Consider the following 20,281-nt stretch of genomic DNA (forward strand, 5'->3'; position numbering starts at 1 on the left):
ATCAGGATCCCTTTCGTTCGGTGCGCGCGGACTCCTGTGCGGCGAGAAACTCGCGAAGAGCGCCGTGCACTTCGTCGGGGTGGGTGAGCGTGGGGAAGTGACCGGCATCCTCGATCTGGGCGTACCGGGCATCCGGGATGGCGCCGTGCAGCAGATGAGCCGTCTTGAGCGGGATCACGGAGTCGTGCGCGCCCTGCACGATCAGGGTCGGTACCGAGATCTCCGGGAGGACGGCGAGCAGGTTGGGCTCCTGGGCGAAGACGTCCAGGTAGCGCAGGCCGGTCTGCGGGTCCATGCTCTCGCAGCGCAGCAGCAGCTGTTCGAAGCGCCTCCGGTCGCCGGCGGCCACCCGGTCGCCCACCGCGTCGAAGTCCTCGCCGACGACGACGGAGAGCCGGTTGACCTCACCGACGCGGTTCCCGCACTTGTACGAGCTGCACAGCAGCGTCAGCGAGGCCGTGTCCTGCGGGTGGTCGAGCGCGAAGCGCTGGGCGGTGAGCCCGCCGAAGCTGGCGCCCGCCACATGCACCGGGCCGTGCACGCCGAGCGCCCGCAGCGCCGCGCGGTGCAGTCCGGCGAGGCCGCTGAGGGTCAGCTCGGGAATCGCGGTGGTGCGGCCGACGCCGGGCGCGTGCATCACGATCACGCGGTGGTCCGCCGCCAGTGCGCGGAACTGGTGCGAGAAGAGGCCCGCTCCGATGTTGAACGGGTGGATCAGGAGCAGCGGGGATCCCTGTCCCGCCTCGAAGACCTCCACCTCGCCCTCGGGCAGGGTGAGCACCCGGTGGGTGGCACCGGCGCCCAGGTCGCGCAGGACGCCGGGGTTGTCGTCGGCCGCGCGGGAGCCGTCGTGCAGAGAGGCGCGGACGTCCTGCGGCAGCGCGTCCGCCGGGTGATAGGCGGCCGCGGCTCCGTCGGTGCCGTCCACGCGTACGAGACGTACGGGCTCCGGGCCGGTGCGGAACAGGGCGGCGAGCCGCTCGCCCGTCTCCTCCGTCCGCGCCTCGCTCATCCCCACGGGCACGGCGAGCCTGATCCACGGGCGGGCCGCGGTCTCGTCCCCGGCGAGGAGCTGCGGCGCACCCCGTACACCGGTGTTCCGGAAGATCCAGGAGAGGCAGGAGGCCACCGGGTCCTCGTGGTCCGCGAAGGCCGGCAGACCGGCGACGTCGAGGACCACGGCATGCCCTGCGGCCGGTGTCAGCACGGGTGCCCCCGCTGCGGACAGGCGCTCCCACAGGGTCGCCACGTTCCTCATCCGCAGGCGGACCTGTTCGGCGGCCCAGTCCTGGTCGGCGAGTGCGGCGGCCAGGGTCCGGCGGGCGGTGCGGCCGATCTGGTGCCCGCGCAGGGCGACTTCCTCGCGCAGCTGCCGGGCGAGGCCGGGGTCGCTGGTGGCGACGAGTCCGCCGAAGTCGAGGCCGAAGTCCTTGGACAGGCTGAGGGTGACGGCGTCGGCGGTGCTCAGGAGGGACCGTGCCACCGACCAGACCTCGCGGCCGTGCTGCTCGGGCTCGTGCGCGATGACCTGGTACGCCGCCTCAAGGACCCGGGAGGCGTCCAGGACGAGGGGCACGCCGTGGGCCTTCGCGGTCCGCTGTACGGCGCGCAGGTCGGCCAGGGCGGCCGCATAGCCGCCGCGTGCGTTGTTGCTGAGCTCGACGCAGACGAAGGCGGTACGCCCTTGACGCTCCGTCAGGATCCGGTCGAGGGCGTCCGGGTCGAGCCCGCCGCGGAGGGCCGGTCCCCCGGCCGCCGCGGGACCGCCGGCGGGGACGGGTTCGAAGCCGTGCTCCAGGAGGGTCAGGGTCCAGGTCGGGAACAGACTGTTGTGCACCACCGCGCCCGGTGCGCCCGGCCGGCTGCGGCACAGAAGCGCCTCGGCGGCGCGGCCCGACTGGGTGGGGATCACGCAGTCGAAGGGCAGCCAGGGCAGGCGGAGGTCGTTCGCGGACGAGGCCGGTACCGCGTGTGCCGCGGCGGCGAGCTCCCGCAGCCGGGCGGGGACCGCCGGCAGGTCGAGTTCCGCCCAGGAGTCCGTGATCAGGTCGTGGTCGACGGCTTCGGTGGGCAGGGCGAGGGGGTTGTGGCCGTGGGCCGCGAGCAGCGTGTCGCGGTCGGCCGTGGAGGCGGGGGTGTCCGGGGTACCGGTGTGTGCGGGGTGGGGCACCGGGGCGGCTGCGGGGGCCGGGATCGGGGCAGGACGGCTGGACGGGGTGGGACGTGCGGGAGCGGCCGCCGCAGGTGAGGGGAGGCGGTCGGGGGTCAGCTCGCCGGGAGCCGTGGCGGCCAGGTCCGGGTTGGCGATCATCAGGATGACGTCGGAGACGTCCGTACGGCTCTCGTCATCGGGCTGGCACAGGTAGATGGGTGTGTTCACGGGGCGGAACTTGTTCTTGAACTGGTAGTTGCCCTCGTTGAAGATCCCGACCGACCGCAGCTCCTCCATGCCCTCGGCCACCGCGGCCGAGGCATTCGGGGAGTCGCCGAGCCGGACCCCGAAGCTGGCGCCGAAGCTGAAGCAGGTGATGCCCTCGGGGCGCAGCGTCTCCGCGATCCGCACGATCGCGTACTCGATGCCCCCCGGCGGCAGCCCTTTCGCGTAGAACTCCAGATCGAGCAGGTACGTCGGCTCCGAGGCCAGCTTGGTGACGATCACCGCGTTGGCGAGGACGTCATCGCGGTAGGTCAGGAACATGCGGTGGCGGGCGTCGAGCCGGCCCGCCCCGAGTTCGCGGCGCACCACGTCCACGTACGGATTGGTCATCTGCTTGACGGACGACCACTGGTCGATCAGATCGACGATGCCCGCGTCGGTCCCCGGGTCCGTGCCGACCTCGTACTCCTCGGTGCGGCAGCTGCTGTTCTTGGTGAACTTGCTGATGAGATAGCGCAGTCGCTGCATCCGGCCGCCGGTCAGCGTGAACGTGTCGAGGTTCTCCAGACGCTGGATCGCGCCGAACGGGGTGGCCGTCAGACGGCGGCCCCCGACCTCGTCCAGGTGCAGGACCGAGAGGAAGTTGGGCTTCAGGCCCTCCCGCTCGGCATACGCCAGGTACTCGGCGGCGAGGGCCGGAAAGTCGGCGGCCGAGCCGACGTAGCTCCAGGCGAAGAGAACGTCGTCGCGCCGCGAGAAGTTGAAGTATCCGCGGCGGTCCTTGCCGAGAAAGGCGAGCGGGGCGATGTCACGGCCGGCGAGACCGCCCTCCTTGGCGTGCTCGCGGTCGAGCCTCGCGAGGAGGGCCTCCAGTTCGGGGAGGTGGGGGAGGTTGCGCTTGCGGACGATGAGGGGGCCGTTCTCCTGGTCCGCGGCGGGTGCCGCCTGCCGGGGCGCCGGAGCGGGTGGCTGCGGGGCATCGGCTTCGTCGAGGGCTTCGGCGGCCTCGGAGAGGAGGGTGAGGGTGCGCGGGCCGTGGTCGGCGAGCAGCTGTTCGGCGAGTGCGGCGGTCGTCGGACGGTCGAACATCAGCGTTTTGCGCAGGGAGCCGAAGCGGCGCTCCAGGGCGCTGATGGTGCGCAGCATGTCGAAGGAGGTGAACCCGTCGTCGGCGAAGCTCACCCCGGCCTCGGGGGCGTGGCCGACGACCCGCGTGATGACCTCGGCGAGGAGCGTGTGGGCGTCGTCGGTGTCCGCCGGCCCGGCGGCCGCGTCGGGCCGCGGCACCGGGACGGCTCGCGGGACCTGGGCGGGCTCCGAGCGGGTGGGCTCCGAGCGGGTGGGCTCCGAGCGGGTGGGCGCCAGGGGCCGGACCGGCTGCGGGGCCGGTGTCGCGGCCGGGCCTGTCGTCCTGGCCATCTCCTCGCAGGTGCGGGCGGCCAGGGAGGCGACGGAATCGCACTCATAGAGCTCGGCCGCCTTGAGGTCGAGGCCGTAGGTCTCGTTGAGCTCCCTGACCAGCTGCATGCGGAAGATCGAGTCCAGACCGAGGTCGGTGAAGGAGTCGCCGTCCGCGATCCGGGCGCTGGGTACGTCGATGATGCCGGCGAGCGACGTACGGATCGTCTCGGCGACGCCGTCCCCGTCGGCCGGAGGTTCACCGGTGTGCGACGCGTCGGGCGCCGACGCGGCGGAGGACGGTGCCGGGTGATCGGCCCTCACCGCTTCGGTCCGTGCCGACGGCTCGTCCCGCACCGGCTCCACCGCTGCGGGGGCTGCCTGCCGCGGGGCGGCGTTCACCGGGCCGAGCCGCAGCGGTGTGCCCCGTCCACGGCTCGGCGCGACGTGCGGGGGTCCGGTGAGCGCGGGCACCTCCACGGCGGCGGGTGCCGGGGCCGGAGCCACCTCCGCGGTCGGCACCGGGGCCGTGGCCGTGGCCAGGGACGCGCCGCGCGTGGTGAACCAGTACGGCGTGCCGGACCGGCGGAAGGACGGCAGGGCGAGCCGGACCGGGTGGCCCGAGTGCCACAGGGTGGACCAGGTGCCGGGCGCGCCCGAGACCCAGGCCCGCGCGTTGGCCTCGGCATCCGCGCCGAAGACGTGGGCGGAGGCGGGGCCCGCCGTGCCGCGGTGGATACCCGGGGCGGTGAACTCCCCGCTCGCCGCGGCCGTCAGAAGCTCCACCAGCTGCTCGCGGTCCCTACCGAGGACGGCGAGCCGTTCCGCGTACTCCTCGCGGCCCGTCTGCAGCGTCCACAGGAGGCCCGCCGGATCCACCTCCTGCGCGTCCTTGAGGTATCCGGCGAGCCGCAGTGCGTACTCGGCGAGCGCCTCGCCGTCCGGTGCCGACAGCACCGCGGCCTCCGCGCCGGAGGGCACCGCGACGGCCGGCCGTACGGCAGGACGGTGGCCTTCGAGGACGACATGCGCGTTCGTACCGCCGAAGCCGAAGGAGCTGACGCCCGCCCGGTGCACCACGACGCCGCCCTCGTCGGGCACGCCCTCCCACGTCCGGCTGCGGTCGTTGACGAAGAACGGGGTCCCGTCGAGCCGCAGATACGGGTTGAGTTCGGTGAGGTGCAGCGTCGGCGGCAGCTCCCCGTGCTGCAGGCTGAGCAGCACCTTCAGGACACCCGCGATGCCCGCCGCGGCCTCCAGATGGCCGATGTTGGTCTTCACCGATCCCAGGGCGACCGATGCCTCGCCGGGCAGCGGACGGTCCTCCTCCGCGTACAGCTGGGTGAATGCCTTCTTCAGACCCTCCAGCTCCACGGGGTCGCCGAGCCGCGTACCGGTGCCGTGCGTCTCGACGTAGCTGACGGTTGCCGGAGCGACGCCTGCCCGGCGGTACGCCTCGGCGACGACGCGTGCCTGGGCCTCCGGGTTGGGCGCGGTCAGGGAGGTGGAGCGGCCACCGTGGTTGACGGCGCTGCCGCGCAGGACGGCCAGGATCCGGTCACCGTCCGCCTCGGCCCGGTCGAGCGGCTTGAGCAGCACGGCGCCGGCGCCTTCGCCACGGACGTACCCGTCGGCGTCCTTGTCGAAGGTCTTGCAGCGGCCGTCCGGGCTGAGCATGCCGGCCTTGGTGAAGGCGCTGAACAGGCCCGCGCTCAGGGTCAGGTTGACGCCGCCGGCGATGGCGAGTTCGCATTCGCCGTCGGCCAGGGCGCGGGCCGCCCGGTGCAGGGCCACGAGGGCGCTGGAGCAGGCCGTGTCGACGGCCTCGCTCGGTCCGCGCAGATCGAGGTGGCGGGAGACGCGGTTGGGGAGGATCGCATGGGCCAGGCCGGTGGCGGCATGCGCCTGGACCTCGCCGCCTTCGGCGCGCATCAGTTCCGCGTAGTCCGAGGTGGACACGCCCACGAAGAGCCCGGTCGCGCTGCCCGCGAGGTCGGCCGGGCGGTGGCCGGCGTGCTCCAGCAGCTGCCAGACCGTCTCCAGGAAGAGCCGCTGCTGCGGGTCCATGAGCGCGGCCTCGGCCGGGGAGATCCGGTAGAAGGAGGCGTCGAACTCGGCGACGCGGTCCAGGAATCCGCCGCGCAGGTCCTCAAGACCGGGTTGTCCGAGGAGGTACGGACGGTCCTCGGGCACGGGCCGTACGAGATGGTCACCGGCGGAGAGGTGCCGCCAGAAGCTCTCCAGGTCGTCACAGCCCGGGAGCAGACCCGCCATGCCGATGACGGCGACGGGGCGGGCGCCGTTGGCCGCGGGAGCCTGCGGCGCGGACGGGACGGATGCCGGTGTGAGCGTGTCCTGCGCGTGGGTGCCGGGTGCCGCCGCCGGGCGGGCGCGGGCGGCCAGGACGCGGGCGATCTCCGGCCCGTTCCCGCGCTCCAGGTGGCGGGCGAAGTCCCGCAGGGTCGGCGCCTCGAAGAGGGCGGTGGGCAGCAGGTCGATGCCGTACTCCTCGTTCACCTCGTTGACGAGCTGGGTGAGGGAGATGGAGTCGAAGCCCACTTCGAGGAGTTCCTCGTCCAGCGGTACGTCGGAGGGGTCGACCAGGAGGAAGCCGGCGGCCGTACGCCGCAGCCCCCGCTCGATCTGCTCCACGAGGCCGTCCGTGGGGCCGTCCGTGGGGCCGTCCACGAGACCGTCCATGGGCGGGGACGCCACCGGCTCGGGGCCGGCCGGTTCCCCGGCGGGCTCCCCCTCCGGGGCAGGGCTCTCCAGAACGGCGAAGCACGCCTCGTCCCCCGCCAGCGCCCGGCAGAACGCCCGCAAGCCCTCCTCCGTGCTCAGCGGCACCATGTTCCACCGGCGGGCGAACCGGGCGCGCGCCGCCTCGTCCACGGTCATACCGCCGTCCTCCCACAGGGGCCAGCAGACGGAGACCGTGGTGCCGGAGCGCCGCCCGTCGCGGACGCGGCTGCGGCGCAGTGCGGCGAACTCGTCCAGGAAGGCGTTGGCGCAGGCGTAGTCGGCCTGGCCGAGATTGCCGGTACGGCCGGCGAGGGACGAGAACAGCAGGAAGAAGTCGAGCGGCCGGTCGCCGACGGCGGCGTCCAGATGCACCGCGGCCGCGGCCTTGGCTCCCCACACCGCGTCGATGTCGGCCCGGGTCTTGCGGACGGCCAGCCCGTCCCGGGTGACGCCCGCGGCGTGCACGATGCCGTGCAGCGCACCGTGGTTGCCGTGGATCTCCTCCACGAGCCGCTGCACGTCGTCGGCGCGCGAGACGTCGGCGCGGGCCCAGCGCACGCTGACCCCGTCCTTGCTCATCGCCTCGATCCGGGTGCGCGCGGAGGCGTCGGGCGCGGTCCGCGAGGCCAGGACGAGGTGCAGGGGGCGGCCGTGCTCCGCCAGGTACTCGGCGATCCGCAGCCCGAGCGCGCCCGTGCCGCCGGTCACCAGATACGTGCCCCCGGGCCGCAACGGCAGATCCTGCGGCAGCCCTTCGGTGCGGGGCGTGAACGCGGCCAGGTTCAACCGCTGCCGCCCGCCCTCCCGCAGCGCGATCTCGGCCGGCTCCTCGCCGGTCGCGGCGAGCTCGACCAGCAGCTGCTCGGCCAGGTCATCGACCGGCCGGCTCTCCTCCACGACCACCCGGCCGCCGCGGAAGCGGGGGTGCTCGACGGCGAGGGTGCGGAGGACGCCGCCGGCCGCCGCGTGTTCCGGCTGGGGTGTGCCGGAGGGTGACAGGTGTGCGTACAGACCCCGTACGGTGCCGTCACCGCGCCGCGACAGCAGCGCGGCGGTGCACCACAGGAAGGGCAGAACTCCCTGCTCCAGCGGGGCGATGCCCTCGTCGGCCGGCTCGGCGGTGCCGGGGATCCGCAGGACCGCGTCCGGCAGCAGCCCCCGCTCGGCCAGGTTCTCGGCCAGGCGGTGGTGCTGCTCGCGGTCGGTGAGGTCGAGCGCCCAGCCCTCGGGAGTCTCGGCGAGCCGGGTGCCCGCGCTGAGCACGACACAACGGCTGCCGCGGCGCTGTGCGGCGGCCACGAGGGCACCGCACAGCCCGGCGTCATCGGATATCAGCGCGATCGTGCGCGGCGCGGGACCGGGGACGGCCTCCGGGGCCGGTTCCCAGGTGGGCCGCAGATAGCGGACCCCCTCGGCCGGCCGCCCGTCATCGGGCAGCGTGGCGGACGCGTACGGGGTCACCGGTAGCACCTCCGGGTCGGCCGGCAGCCAGTGCCGGGTCTTGTCGTAGGGGTACGAGGGCAGGGGGGCGCGGCGCGGCCGCGGGGCGGGCCACAGGCGGGCCCAGTCGACGCGGGTTCCGGTGGTCCACAGGCGGCCGAGGGCCGCCAGGTCGCGTGCGGAGATCAGCCGCTCCACGGCGGCTTCACCGTCGGGCTCGCCCCGGCCGCGCCGGTCTGCTTCGCCCGTGACGAGGCCGGGCGCGCTCTCGCCCAGGGCGTGCGCGCGCAGTCGCTGTTCCAGCTGGGCGAGGTTCCCGGCGCTCACGGCGAGGCGTACGGGGTGTTCATGGCGGCCGACCTGGCTGGTGAAGGCAAGCTCCTCCGGTCCGTACTCCCCCGCCCCGGCGGCCAGCTGCTCGGCGATCCGGCCGGACTGGGCGCGCAGCTGCGGCTCGGTGCGGGCCGAGAGCAGGAAGAGCTGTTCCTCGCCCTCGCGCGCCGGGGTGTGCCGGGGACGGTCCGGGTCGGGCACGTACTCCTGCAGGAGGACATGCGCGTTGGCACCCCCGGCGCCGAAGGAGCTCACTCCGGCCGTGCGCGGCAGACGGCGCCCCTCGTCGTCCACGGGGCTCTCCCAGAAGGTGAGCTCACGCGGCATGGCGAAGGACCAGCCGTCCGTGTCGATCCGTGGGTTGAGCTCGCCCAGGTTCACGCAGGGGGTGAGCTGCTTGTGCCGTAGCTGCAGCAGGGCCTTGATGAGGCCGGCGACGCCGGCCGCGCCCTCCAGGTGCCCGACGGATGCCTTGACGGAGCCGATGGCGCAGTCGCGCGGCGGGCGTTCACCGAAGGCGCGGCGCAGGCCGGCGATCTCGATGGGGTCGCCGAGGGCGGTCCCGGTGCCGTGCGCCTCGATGTAGCCGAGGGTGCGCGGGTCGATCCCGCAGTCCTCGACCGCGTCCGCGATGAGCCGGGCCTGCGCCTGGGGGTTGGGGACGGTGTAACCACCGGTACGGCCTCCGGAGTTGACCGCGCTGCCCTTGATGACGCCCCAGATGTCGTCGCCGTCGGCGACCGCGTCCGCGAGCGGCTTGAGCAGCACCGCGCCGATCCCCTCGCCGGGCACATAGCCGTCGGCCCGCTCGTCGAAGACCTTGCAGGCGCCGTCGGCGGCCAGCATGTTCAGCGAGGAGAGCGCCACCAGATGGGCGGGGTGGAGGATCAGGTTGACGCCTCCCGCGATGGCGGTGCGGCACTCGCCGCGGCGCAGGCTCTCCACCGCGAGGTGGACAGCGGTCAGCGAGGAGGAGCAGGCGGAGTCGACGGCGAAACTGGGCCCTTGGAGATCGAAGGTGTACGAGACCCGGTTGGCCACCGACCAGTACGCCGAGTGCGCTCCGGCGAGCCGTCCCCGCGCCCACTGCGCCGCGGCCAGCCGTCCGTACGAGCCGTACATGACGCCGACGAACACTCCGGTCCTGCGGGGTGTCTCCGTGGGCTCACCCAGCCGGCCCGCCCGTTCCAGGAGGTCCCAGCAGGTCTCCAGGAAGAGCCGCTCCTGCGGGTCGATGTCGGCGGCTTCCTTGGGGAGGATGCCGAAGAACGCCGGATCGAACTGGTCGATCCCGTCGAGGAAGCCGCCCCACCGGCCGTAGGTGTGCTGTGCCTTGCCCCGCTTCGGGTCGAAGTGGGTCCGCCAGTCCCAGCGTTCGGCGGGCACTTCGGTGACGCAGTGGGTGCCGGCGGCGAGGTTGCGCCAGAAGGCGTCGATGTCGGGGGACCGCGGGAATCGGCCGCTGACGCCGACGACGGCTATGTCCATCGGGTCCGTGGGCGAGGTGACCGCGTCCGGGGTGCGGGGCCGCTGCCCGGCGTGCTCCTCGGCGGGGTCCCGTGCCTGGTCCGCGGCGGGTCCGGTGCCCGGGCCGGCCAGTTCGGCGATCCGCTCGGCGTGCTTCTCCTGCAGATGCGCCGCGAGCTGGGCGATCGTCAGGTTCTCGAAGAGCAGCGTGGCCGGGAGGTCGCCGAGGTCCTCCTCGAAGCGCTGGACCACGTGCTGGCCGACGAGGGAGTCGACGCCGTAGTGCTCGAACGTGGTGCGGTCGTCCAGTTCGGCCTCGTCGTACTTGAGGACTTCCGCGAAGACGCCCCGGACGTAGTCCCGTACGGCTGTCGCGGTGAGAGCCGGATCCGTGACGGGGGCGGGCTCGGGAGGCGCGACCGGCTGGGTGGGCTCGGGTGCCGCGGTCGGCATGGCGTGCTCCTTGCGGGGGCTGGTTCCGGCGTCGATGCCGAAGCGGGTGAGTCCCTCCGGGTCCGCCTTGATCGCGAGGGCCTGGGGCAGCCCGTGGGCCAGGACGCGGTCCAGCGCGGCCATGCCTTCGGCGGGCTCGATGGAGCCGACGCCGAAGCCGGCCATCCGCTCCCGGTAACGCGTCCCCGCCACGGCGCCGACGCTGCCCCAGTAGCCCCAGTTGACGACCTGCGCCGGAACGCCGAAGCGGTGTCTCAGCCGCAGGGCGAGGGCGTCCTCGAAGGTGCTCGCCGCCGCGTAGGCGGCCTGTCCGGGTGCGTCGACGAAGGAGATCGCCGAGGAGAACAGGGCGAGGAAGTCGAGCGGCTCGTCCCGCAGGGCCGCGCAGAACGCCTCGGCGCCCGCCGCCTTGGGGTCGAAGACCTCGTGCAGGACCGGCTCGGTCAGCTGGGCCACCGTCTTGTCGTGCAGGACGAACGCGGCGTGCACCGCTCCGTGGACCGGACCGAACCGCTCCCTGGTCCACTCGGCGACCCGGCGCATCGCCTCCGGATCCGCGGCATCGGCCCGCTGGTACTCGGGGGTGGCGCCGAGCCGGGTGAGGTCGGCGAGCAGCGCGTCGATCCGCTCGTCGCGCGGGCGCCGGCCGACCAGGACGAGGCGGGCCCGCGCCTTGCGGGCGAGCGAACGGCAGACCGCGCTGCCCAGGCCACCCGTCCCGCCCAGGACGACGTAGACGCCTCCGGTACGCAACGGAGCCGCCTTCGCCGGTGCGGTCCACGGCGCGAAGGTGCGGACGAGGCGGCGGCCTGCCCGCAGGGCCACCGGGCGGCTGTCCACGGGCTGTTCGGCGTGGATGCTGCGGGCCAGCGCGGCCGGGTCGTCCGTGGTGCGGCCGGTGCCCGGGTCGAGGCAGCCGACCGTCCAGCGCGGGAACTCGGTGCCGAGCGCGGCGCAGTAGCCGAGCAGGGCGGCGGCTCCCGGAACGATGTCGTCGGTGTCCGGCGCTGTGGCGTCCGCGTCCGTGGACGTCTCCTGGCCCGTCCCCGTGCCGCTCCCGGCCGGGACCGCGACGGCGCCGGGCAGAACCGCGCGCAGGTCGAGGGCGTGGTGGGCGCCGTCGCGGTCGAGCACGGCGCGCACCAGGCGGTGCAGGGCGGTGAGGGCTTCGCGTGCGGAGCCCGCGTCCACCCAGGTGGGTTCGGCGAGCAGGTAGACGCGGTCGGGAAGCAGGTCGGCCCGGCCGATCGCCTCGGCCGCGCGGTCCCAGTCGGCCGTCAGCACCTCGGCATCCGGGTGGAGTGCGGCCAGAGCGCCCGACAGGTCCCGGGTGCCGGGCCCGTGGACCAGCATGACCCGGCTCGGCGGAGCGTCCTCCGGCCCGGTCTCCGCCCGGTCCGCCTCCTGCCACACCGGTACGTACACCGGGAGGCCGGCGGCCGGGGCGGAGGGCAGCGGACGCAGCGCCAGCCCGTCCAGGCGCGCGACGATCCGGCCCTCGTCATCGGCGATCCTCAGCGCGAAGGTGTGCGCTCCGGTGCGTACGGCGTGCACGTGCGCCGGGCCGGTCAGGGGCCCGAGGATGGCGGCGCGCTCCAGGGCGAAGGGCACCAACGGGCTCTCCTCCGCGCCGTTCTGCAGCACCGCGGTGACCTGGAGTGCCGCGTCGAGCAGGGCGGCGTCGACGCCGTTCGCGGGCCAGTGGGCCGCACCCTGCTCGGCGGCCGGGGCGCTCAGGACGGCAAGGGCCTCGTCCGCGCCGTGGCGGACCTCCTGGACGAGCCGGAAGGCCGGGCCGTAACCGAGGCCGCCTGCCGCGAAGTCGCGGTAGAGCGCGGCGCCGGTGCGCAACTCGGGGAGGGTGCGGGCGAGAAGGGCGAGGTCGAGGCGGTCGGTCGTCCCCCCGCCGCACGGGGCGACCTGAGCCCGGGCGAAGGGGACCTCCGGCTGGTCGTCGGCGGTGAACTCCAGGGCGTATCGCTCCCCCTCGGCCGTCACCCCGGCCCGCACCTCGCGCCGCGCCTCGGCGTGCAGGGGGCGCAGCCAGCGCACCCCGGAGATCACGGCCGGCCCGCTGATGCCCGCGGAACGGGCGAAGTCGAGGGCGAGGGACAGGGTCGCGGTGCCGGGCAGGAGCGCCCGGTCCGCCACGTGATGGTGGGCGACCACGGGGTGCCGCGGGTCCAGCGGCCAGGTGGTGGGGCCGGCGGCCGGATCCGTCCGTACGGCGGAGTCCTCGCCGTGGCCGGTGTGCGCGGCGGGGGCCCGGGGCGGCTCCTCGGCGTCCCGGGGCGCCTCGGACGTCTCCGGTGTCGTGATCCAGTGCCGGCTCCTCGTGAACGGGTGGGCCCTCAGCGGCTCGGGCTCCGGTTCCCGGTGGGCCGCTTCGCCGGCGGCCGGGTCCTCCGGGGACGGGGCCTCGGCGAGCACCACGTGCGCGTTCGTACCGCTGAAGCCGAAGCTGCTGACCGCGCCCACCCGGACCCCGTCGGGCCCGGGACGCCATGCCTCGGCGGTACGGGAGAGCCGGAGGGGGCTGCCGGTCAGGTCGATCTCCGGGTTGAGCCGCGTGAAGTGGGCCGCGGGTGGGATCCGGCGGGCGCGCAGCGCCATGAGCAGCGCGAGCAGGCCGGAGATGCCGGCCGCGGTGGTCGTGTGACCGATGGCCGCCTTCACGGAGCCGAGCACACAGTCCGTGCCGCCGGAGGCGCGCAGCACCTCGTCGAGCGCCTTGACCTCGATGGGGTCGCCCAGATGGGTGCCCGTGCCGTGGGCCTCCAGGTAGCCGAGGTCGGCGCCGGTGATTCCTGCCTTGCGGTGCACCGAACGAAGCAGATTCGCTTGCGAGTTGGCGCTGGGGGCGGTGATCCCGTTGGTCCGGCCGTCACCGTTGACGCCGGTGCCGCGGATCACTCCGTGGATCCGGTCCCCGTCCTCCAGGGCCTTGCGCAGGCTCTTCAGCACGACCACTCCCACGGCTTCACCGAGGACGATGCCGTCGGCGTCCGCGTCGAACGGGAGCGAGCGGCCCGTCGGCGAGAGCATGCCCGTCTTGCTGGTCCACACGTGCATACGGGGCGTCGTCATCAGGGCCACGCCACCGGCGACCGCGGTCTCGCAGTCACCGCTGCGAATGCTCTCGCAGGCCAGGTGCAGGGCCACGAGCGAGGAGGAGCACGCGGTGTCCACGGCGAGGGTGGGGCCGGTCAGATCGAGCAGATACGCGATCCGTGCGGCGAGGATCGAACTGCTGCTGCCGAGGAAGGCATGGCCGGTCTCCAGGGCTCCGGCCTCGTCCAGCAGGGTCTGGTAGTCGCCCGTACCGCAGCCGACGAAGACTCCGCAGCTCTGCTTGCCCTTGGCGTCGGTGAGCCCGGCGTCCGCGAGGGCCGTCCACGCCTCTTCGAGGAAGAGGCGCTGCTGCGGGTCCATGGCCTCGGCCTCCAGCGGCGAGACCTGGAAGAAGCGTGCGTCGAACCGGCCCACGTCGTCCAGCAGCGCGGCCCATTTGCTGTACGAGCGGCCGGGAACGCGGCGGTCGGGATCGTAGTACCCGTCCTCGGGCCAGCGTTCGGCCGGCACCTCACGGATCTGGGAGCGGCCGGCGAGGAGGTTCGCCCAGAAGGTGTCGAGATCGGGGGCCCCGGGGAAGCGGCCGGCGGCGCCGATGATGGCGATGGGTTCCTGGGTGGCCGGCCGGTCGGGGGCGGTGGTGCTCTCCTGGGTGGTGGTCGGGGTGGCCTGTTCGGTGGTGGGGGTGGTGCCCTCCGGGGCAGCCCCGGGTTGCGCTTCCGGTGTGGGGAGCGCGACGAGGCGCGGCCCGGGCGGGGCGGCGGCGGGCCGCTCGGTACGGGGTGCCGAGGGTGCGGCCGGCGGCGTGAGGCGTACGCGTCCGTCCTCGGAGACCGGCTGGTGCGGCGCCGGAGCGGCGACGGATTCGGCACGTGCCGGTGCGGCGGGCTCCTCGCGCTCCTCCTCCGCAGCCGTCGGCGCTGCCTCTCGGGACGCCGCGCGGTGCAGCGACCGGTTCTGCGCCCGGGTCCGGGTCACATGCTCGGCGAGCGCGGGCAGCGTCGGAAAGTCGTAGACGGCGACGGAGTCGAGTGAGAGGCCGAAGGCGCGGTTGATCTCCTTGGCCAGTTCGACCGCGCCGATGGAGTCGACGCCCATCTCGTTGAAGCTGAGCCTGCGGTCGAGCTCACCGGCGTCCAGGTAGAGGACCTCGGTCAGCGTCGCGGCGATCACCGCCTCCGCCTCCGCCGCGTCCGGTTCGGGCTCCCGAGCCGGTGGGTCGTCCACGACGGCGGCCGGCGGTACCGGCGCCACGGGGGCCGCGGGGGCCGCGGGGGCCGCGGGGGCCGCACCGGAACGCTCCGGTCCTGTCCGCCCGTACTCCGCCACCTTCCCGAAGTGCGCCCGGACCCGCGCGGCCGAGTCCTCGCCGAGGACCTGCTCATGCATCCGCACCTCGCGGTCGATGACCGCGGGCAGCTCACCGAGCATCCGCCCGGCCAGCTCGCTCTTGAGCGCGGCCACCGCCTGCGGCGAGAGCTCCGCCACGGAACGGGCGAGGGCGAGGGCCGCGGGCAGCACCTCGGCCCTGTCCCTGAAGGTGACCGTGGCGCCGCGCTGTTCCAGCTCGGCACCGGCGTACGGCCGCCCGGTCAGCAGCATCTCGGTGGCCAGGGACTTCCCGAGCCGCTGGTCGAGGATGTACGTCGCGCCCATGCCGGGCGTGAATCCGTACTTGAGGAAGTTGCTGCTGTACACGGCGTCCCGGGACATCACCACCATGTCCGCGTACAGACCGAAGGCGAGACCGCCGCCGGACGCGTGCCCCGAGATGGCCGCGATCACGGGCCGGCCGCAGCGCAGCAGTCCTTCGTACACGAACGGCGTGTCCGTGAACCGCGTGCGCCGCGCGGACAGGTCCTCCAGCGCCTCGGGCGTGCCGCCCATGCTGAAGACCTTGCCGGATCCGGTGAGGACGACGGCGGTGACCTCGGGACGCGCGGCGATCCGCGCGAAGGCCCACTCCAGGCCGTGCATCAGCCCGTCGGTGAACATGTTCTGCTGATCGCCCGCGGCCATGGTGACCAGCGCGATGCCGTGCTCCAGGATCTGAAGGTCCACTTCGGAGCCGGTGTACGGCTCGACGGGAGCCGGGGGCTCGCTCACCGGCCGCTCGGAGAGCGCGGGCCGCTCCTCGCGCGGCTGCTGCCCGGTGCCCGCCTGCCAGTTGCCGAGCCAGCACCGCTCCTCGCGGAACGGGTGGCCGGGCAGCGCGATGCGCCGGCCGGCCCCGGCGGGCACGAGCGCCGCCCAGTCCACGTCCTCACCGGCGGCCCAGGCGGCCGCGGCCTCGTGCGGCCTTCCCTCGCGGAAGGCCGTCGCGCATCCGCCGGCGGCCGGGCCGGGCGCGCTCGCGCCCGTACGGAAGAGGTCCGGGTGCGCGGGCTCCCCGGCCAGGAAGCGGTCGAGCGTGGCGCACAGGGCGGAGACCGACGGGGCGACCACGGCCAGGCGCTCCGCCATCGCCGTACGCCCGACCCGCAGGGTGTGCGCCACATCGGCGAGCCTCAACGTACCTGCTTCAGCAGCATCTTGAGAGGCCGTCAGCTTGGCCACGATGCCGTCGACACTGTCCTCGATGCTCAGCGCCGACAGCGCCGGGTGACCGGGGCACACCTCCGCGGCCCGCTCCCGCAGGCTCAGCACATCGGTGCGCGCGAAGCCGAGGTCGGCGAGCGGTTCAGCCGGGTCGACGGCGGCGAGCGGAACCCCGAGGCACGCGGCGGCCTCGCGCAGAAGCGCCGTACGGAGCCGCGGGGCGTCGGCCGGCGCGCGGTCCGATGCCGCGCCGTCGGCCGGAGCGTGCCCCGCCCGCGGGCCCGCCGTGAGGAAGTCCCGCAGCGCACGGGCACTCCCGCGCAGCGCCTCGGGGTCACGCGCGGAGAGCAGCACCAGCTCAGGGCCCGGCGCGGCGACCGCGTCCGCGGGCTCCCCGACCCATTCCTCCACCACGAGATGCGCGTTCGCACCGCCCGCACCGAAGGCGCTCACACCCGCCCGCCGCGGTCCGCCCCCGTCCGGCGCGGGCCATGCCTCCAGCGCGCGCTGCACAGCGAAGGGGGTACGGGAGAAGTCGATCTTGCTGTTGGTCGTGTCGGCGTGCAGGGACGGCACCAGGGTCCGGTGCTGGAGCTGCAGCACCACCTTGGTCAGTCCGGCGATCCCGGCGGCACTCTCCAGGTGGCCGATGCCGGACTTGACCGAGCCGATGCGGCAGCTGCCCGGCTCCCCGGGCCGGTCGGGGGCGAAGACCCGCCGCAGGCCCTCGATCTCGATCGGGTCGCCGAGCGAGGTGCCCGTGCCGTGGGCCTCGATGTATCCGACGGAGTGCGGGGAGACCCCGGCCCGCTCCAGCGCGCCGCGCACCACGGCGGCCTGGGCCGTGGGGCTGGGGACGGTGAACCCGCTGGTCCTTCCGGTGTGGTTGAGGAATCCGGCCCGCAGCACCGCGAGCACCCGGTCGCCATCGGCACGGGCACGCGAGAGAGGCTTCAGAAGGACGGCGCCCACGCCTTCGCCGGGGACGTAGCCGTCGCCGCCCTCACCGAAGCTGCGGCACCGCCCGTCCGTGGACAGGAACCTGCCCTGCGCGAGCTGCAGATACTTCTGCGGGTGGGCCGCGATGTTCACGCCGCCGGCCAGCGCCAGCTCGCACTCACCGCGGCGCAGGCTCTCCATCGCGAGCTGGACGGCGGTCAGTGAGGAGGAGCAGGCCGTGTCGACGGCCATGCTGGGGCCGTGCAGATCGAGGACGTAGGAGACGCGGTTGGCCACGGCCGCGTGCATCGCCGTCGGTGCCACGCCGTCCGAGGCGTCCCGCACCAGCTGGTAGTGGTTCCACATCACGCCGGCGAAGACACCGACCGCCTGCTTCGAGAGCGCCGCGGGGGCGTATCCGGCGTGCTCCAGGGTGCGCCAGCAGGTGCGCAGAAAGAGCCGTTCCTGCGGGTCCATGCGCTCGGCCTCGCGCCGGGAGATCCCGAAGAACGCGTGATCGAAGCGGTCCGCGCCCTCCAGGAAGCCTCCCCAACGCCCGTACGTGGTACCGGGGGTGTCCGGATCGGCGGCGTACACGGCCTCGTGGTCCCAGCGTTCGCCGGGGACTTCGGTGATGCAGTCCCGGCCCTCGGCGAGGTTGCGCCAGTAGGCGTCCAGGTCGACGGCGCCCGGGTACTCCCCGGCGATGCCGATGACCGCGATGCCGTCCTCCTCCGGGGCCGGCGTTCCGGCCGCCGCCCGCTGGACGACGGCCGCGGTCCCGCGTACGGCACCGAGCGGCTCGTGGTGCTCCACCGGACCGTCGGCCCGCGGGAACAACGCGTCGAGCCGGTCGGCGTCCCCGTACGCGATCGCCGTGCGGACCTGCTCGCCGGTGAGGCTCCGTTCGAAGGCGGCGATCCCCTCCGCGGTCGGCAGCGGCACGGTGCCGCTCTCGCGCCGGGACCGCTCCAGCGCGGACTCGGAGACCTGCATCCCGCCCTCCTCCCACAGCGGCCACGCCACCGAGACGGTGCGCCCGGACCGGTCGGTGCGGGCGGCGCGCCGGGCGGCGAAGTGGTCGAGGCAGGCGTTGGCGTAGGCGTAGTCGCTCTGGCCCGGGTTGGCCACGGCGGCCGACAGCGAGGAGAAGAGGGCGAAGAAGTCCAGCTCGTCCTGGGCGGTCGCCTCGTCGAGGTGGCGTGCGCCCCAGAGCTTGGGGGCGAGCACCGCTTCGAAGTCGGCCGGCTTCTTGCGGAAGTAGAGGGCGTCGCGGACGAGTCCGGCACAGTGCAGGATCCCGTCGACGCGGCCGAAGAGATCGCGGGTGAACCGCAGCAGACGTTCGGTGTCGGTGCGCGAGGTCACGTCGGCCGCCAGGTGGTGCACCTCGGCTCCCGCCCGCTGCCAGGCATCCATACGCGCGCGCAGCTCGGCGTTCGCGGGGGTTCGGGAGCACAGGACGATACGGGCGCGGCACTCTGTGGCGAGGCGCTCGGCGAGCAGTGCGGCCAGTCCGCCGGAACCGCCCGTGATCACGTAGACACCGTGCTCACGGTACGGCGATCCGCTGCCGGCCGGGCCCGGCCGCGCTCCGGCCGCCGGTGGTGCCTCGGCCCAGCGGCGTACGAGCCGGCGGCCGGTGCTCCACCTCGCCTCCGCCTCATCACCGGAGGCAGCGGCGCAGGCGAGACCGGCTTCGGTCACGAGGGCCGCGGCGGTCTGCGCGGGCGTGTCCGTGGCGTCGACGCCGATCGCCCGGGCGCGGATCACGGGTGTCTCGGCGGTGACCGTGCGGGCGAGGGCCGCGACGGCCTCCTCCTCCACGTCCGCCGACCCGCCGCTCACGGTGTGCAGGCGCAGCAGGGCCACCGGGTGGGCGGGCGCGGTCCGCACGAGGGCGGTGGCGAGCGCCCATACGTCGAGGACGGGGCTGCTGCCACGGGACCCGCCGTCGAGACCGCGGGCGTCGACCAGGGCATACGGCCGCGCGTCCGGGCCGAGGCCGCTGAGCGTCCGGTGGATCCGCTCGGGGTCCGGGCCGTACGCGTCGTCCGTCCCGGACGCGGGGCCCACCGGCAGGGTGACGACCCGCCGGCCACCGGTCGCGGCGCGGACCGCCTCCGTCAGTCGGGCATCGGCACCCAGCAGTACGAGATCCACCGCCTCGGCCGTGTCCGCGTGTCCGGAGCGGGCCCACACCGGATGGCGGGCCAGCAGCCGCGGTGCGGCCTCGGGTGCCTCGGGTGCGGCGCCGTGCTCCGGCTCCGCGCCGTGCCGCTCGGGGAGGCCGGGGAGTTCGGGGGCTCCGAACGTGCTGGCCAGGTACTGGGCAAGGCTGTCGACGTCCGTGTACTCGAAGAGCAGGGTGGGGTAGAGCGTGCTGCCCACCAGCTCCTCCAGCTCCTGGCCGACCTTCAGCAGGGAGACGGAGTCGAGGCCCAGCTCGTAGAAGCCGGTCGACGTGGCCACGCGTGCGGCGGGGCGGCCCAGCAGGTCACCGAGCCGGGTGCGCAGCCAGCCGGCATAGCGCTCGGCGGCGCTGTCGTCGGGCCGGCCGGTGGAGCGCGCGCCGTGGGCCGCGTCCGGTGCTGTGGCGTGCGCGGGTCCGTGCGGGTCGGCGGCCGCTGTCCCGGTGGCTCCCGGCTCGGTGGCTCCCTCGGTCACGAGTCGCTGGATCAGCTCGGGGTGGCGGATCCGCTTGCAGGTGAGCCGGCGGAACTCCGCCACGAAGCGGCCCTCCTCGTCGTACAGCACGAGGTCGCTGTCGAAGAGTTCACCCGAGCCGGAGAGCTCCTCGGGCCGGGGCACCCGCACCACGAAGCGGCCCTTCAGCGGGCGCGGCGCGCGGAAGCTCTCGATGAACATCGGGATGAACGGCCGGTCGACGGCCACCCGGGACTGGCCGTACGCCACGATCGTGGCCGCGTCCAGCTTGGCCGGGTGCAGGTGGAACGCCTCGTCCGGGACGCCGGCCTCGCGGTCGATGTCCAGCTCGGCGAGCAGCCGCCCGTCTCCGGTGTGCAGGCTGCCGAAGCACTTCATGGCGGTGCCGTGCCGTATCTCGCGGGAGCTGGTGACGGCGTACATCTCCGCCATGTCCCGGTGCTCACGCGCGCCGCGGCGCTCGGCGGCCACATCGAGGCCCGCGGGATCGGGCAGATCCTCGAAGTGCAGCTCGGCGCGCAGGTTCTCCGTCCAGTCCCCGAGGGCCCCGTCCGCGGCGAGCCGCCGGCTGTGTCCGGTCACCGGGCGGTGGATGCCGGTGTCCGCGCCGATCCGTACGCGGATCTCCCGGTCCTGGCCCTCGGCGGTGGCCACGGCCTCGGTGAAGAGGATGTTGCGCAGGACCACCCGCGAGAGGTCCGCTCCCCGGTCGGCGAGGATGCGGTAAAGGATGTCCAGGAAGGTCACCCCCGGCATCACCGAGGTCTCGTGGACGCGGTGGTTCTGCATGACGAAGTCGTCGTGCCGCAGGACGATACGACAGTCGATCTCGGATTCGTTCACGGTGGCTTGCTC

At 74.2% G+C, this 20,281-nt stretch carries 1 protein-coding gene; it reads right to left on the reverse strand.

Annotation, left to right across the window (positions count from 1 at the left end):
• Window position 1 precedes the first annotated feature (1 nt).
• Window positions 2-20,269: an SDR family NAD(P)-dependent oxidoreductase gene (locus tag OG867_RS09960; RefSeq protein ID WP_406284350.1), complete on the reverse strand. Its 20,268-nt coding sequence runs from the start codon at window positions 20,267-20,269 to the stop codon at window positions 2-4.
• Window positions 20,270-20,281 lie beyond the last annotated feature (12 nt).

Source organism: Streptomyces sp. NBC_00209 (genome assembly GCF_045206345.1).
Lineage (GTDB): Bacteria > Actinomycetota > Actinomycetes > Streptomycetales > Streptomycetaceae > Streptomyces.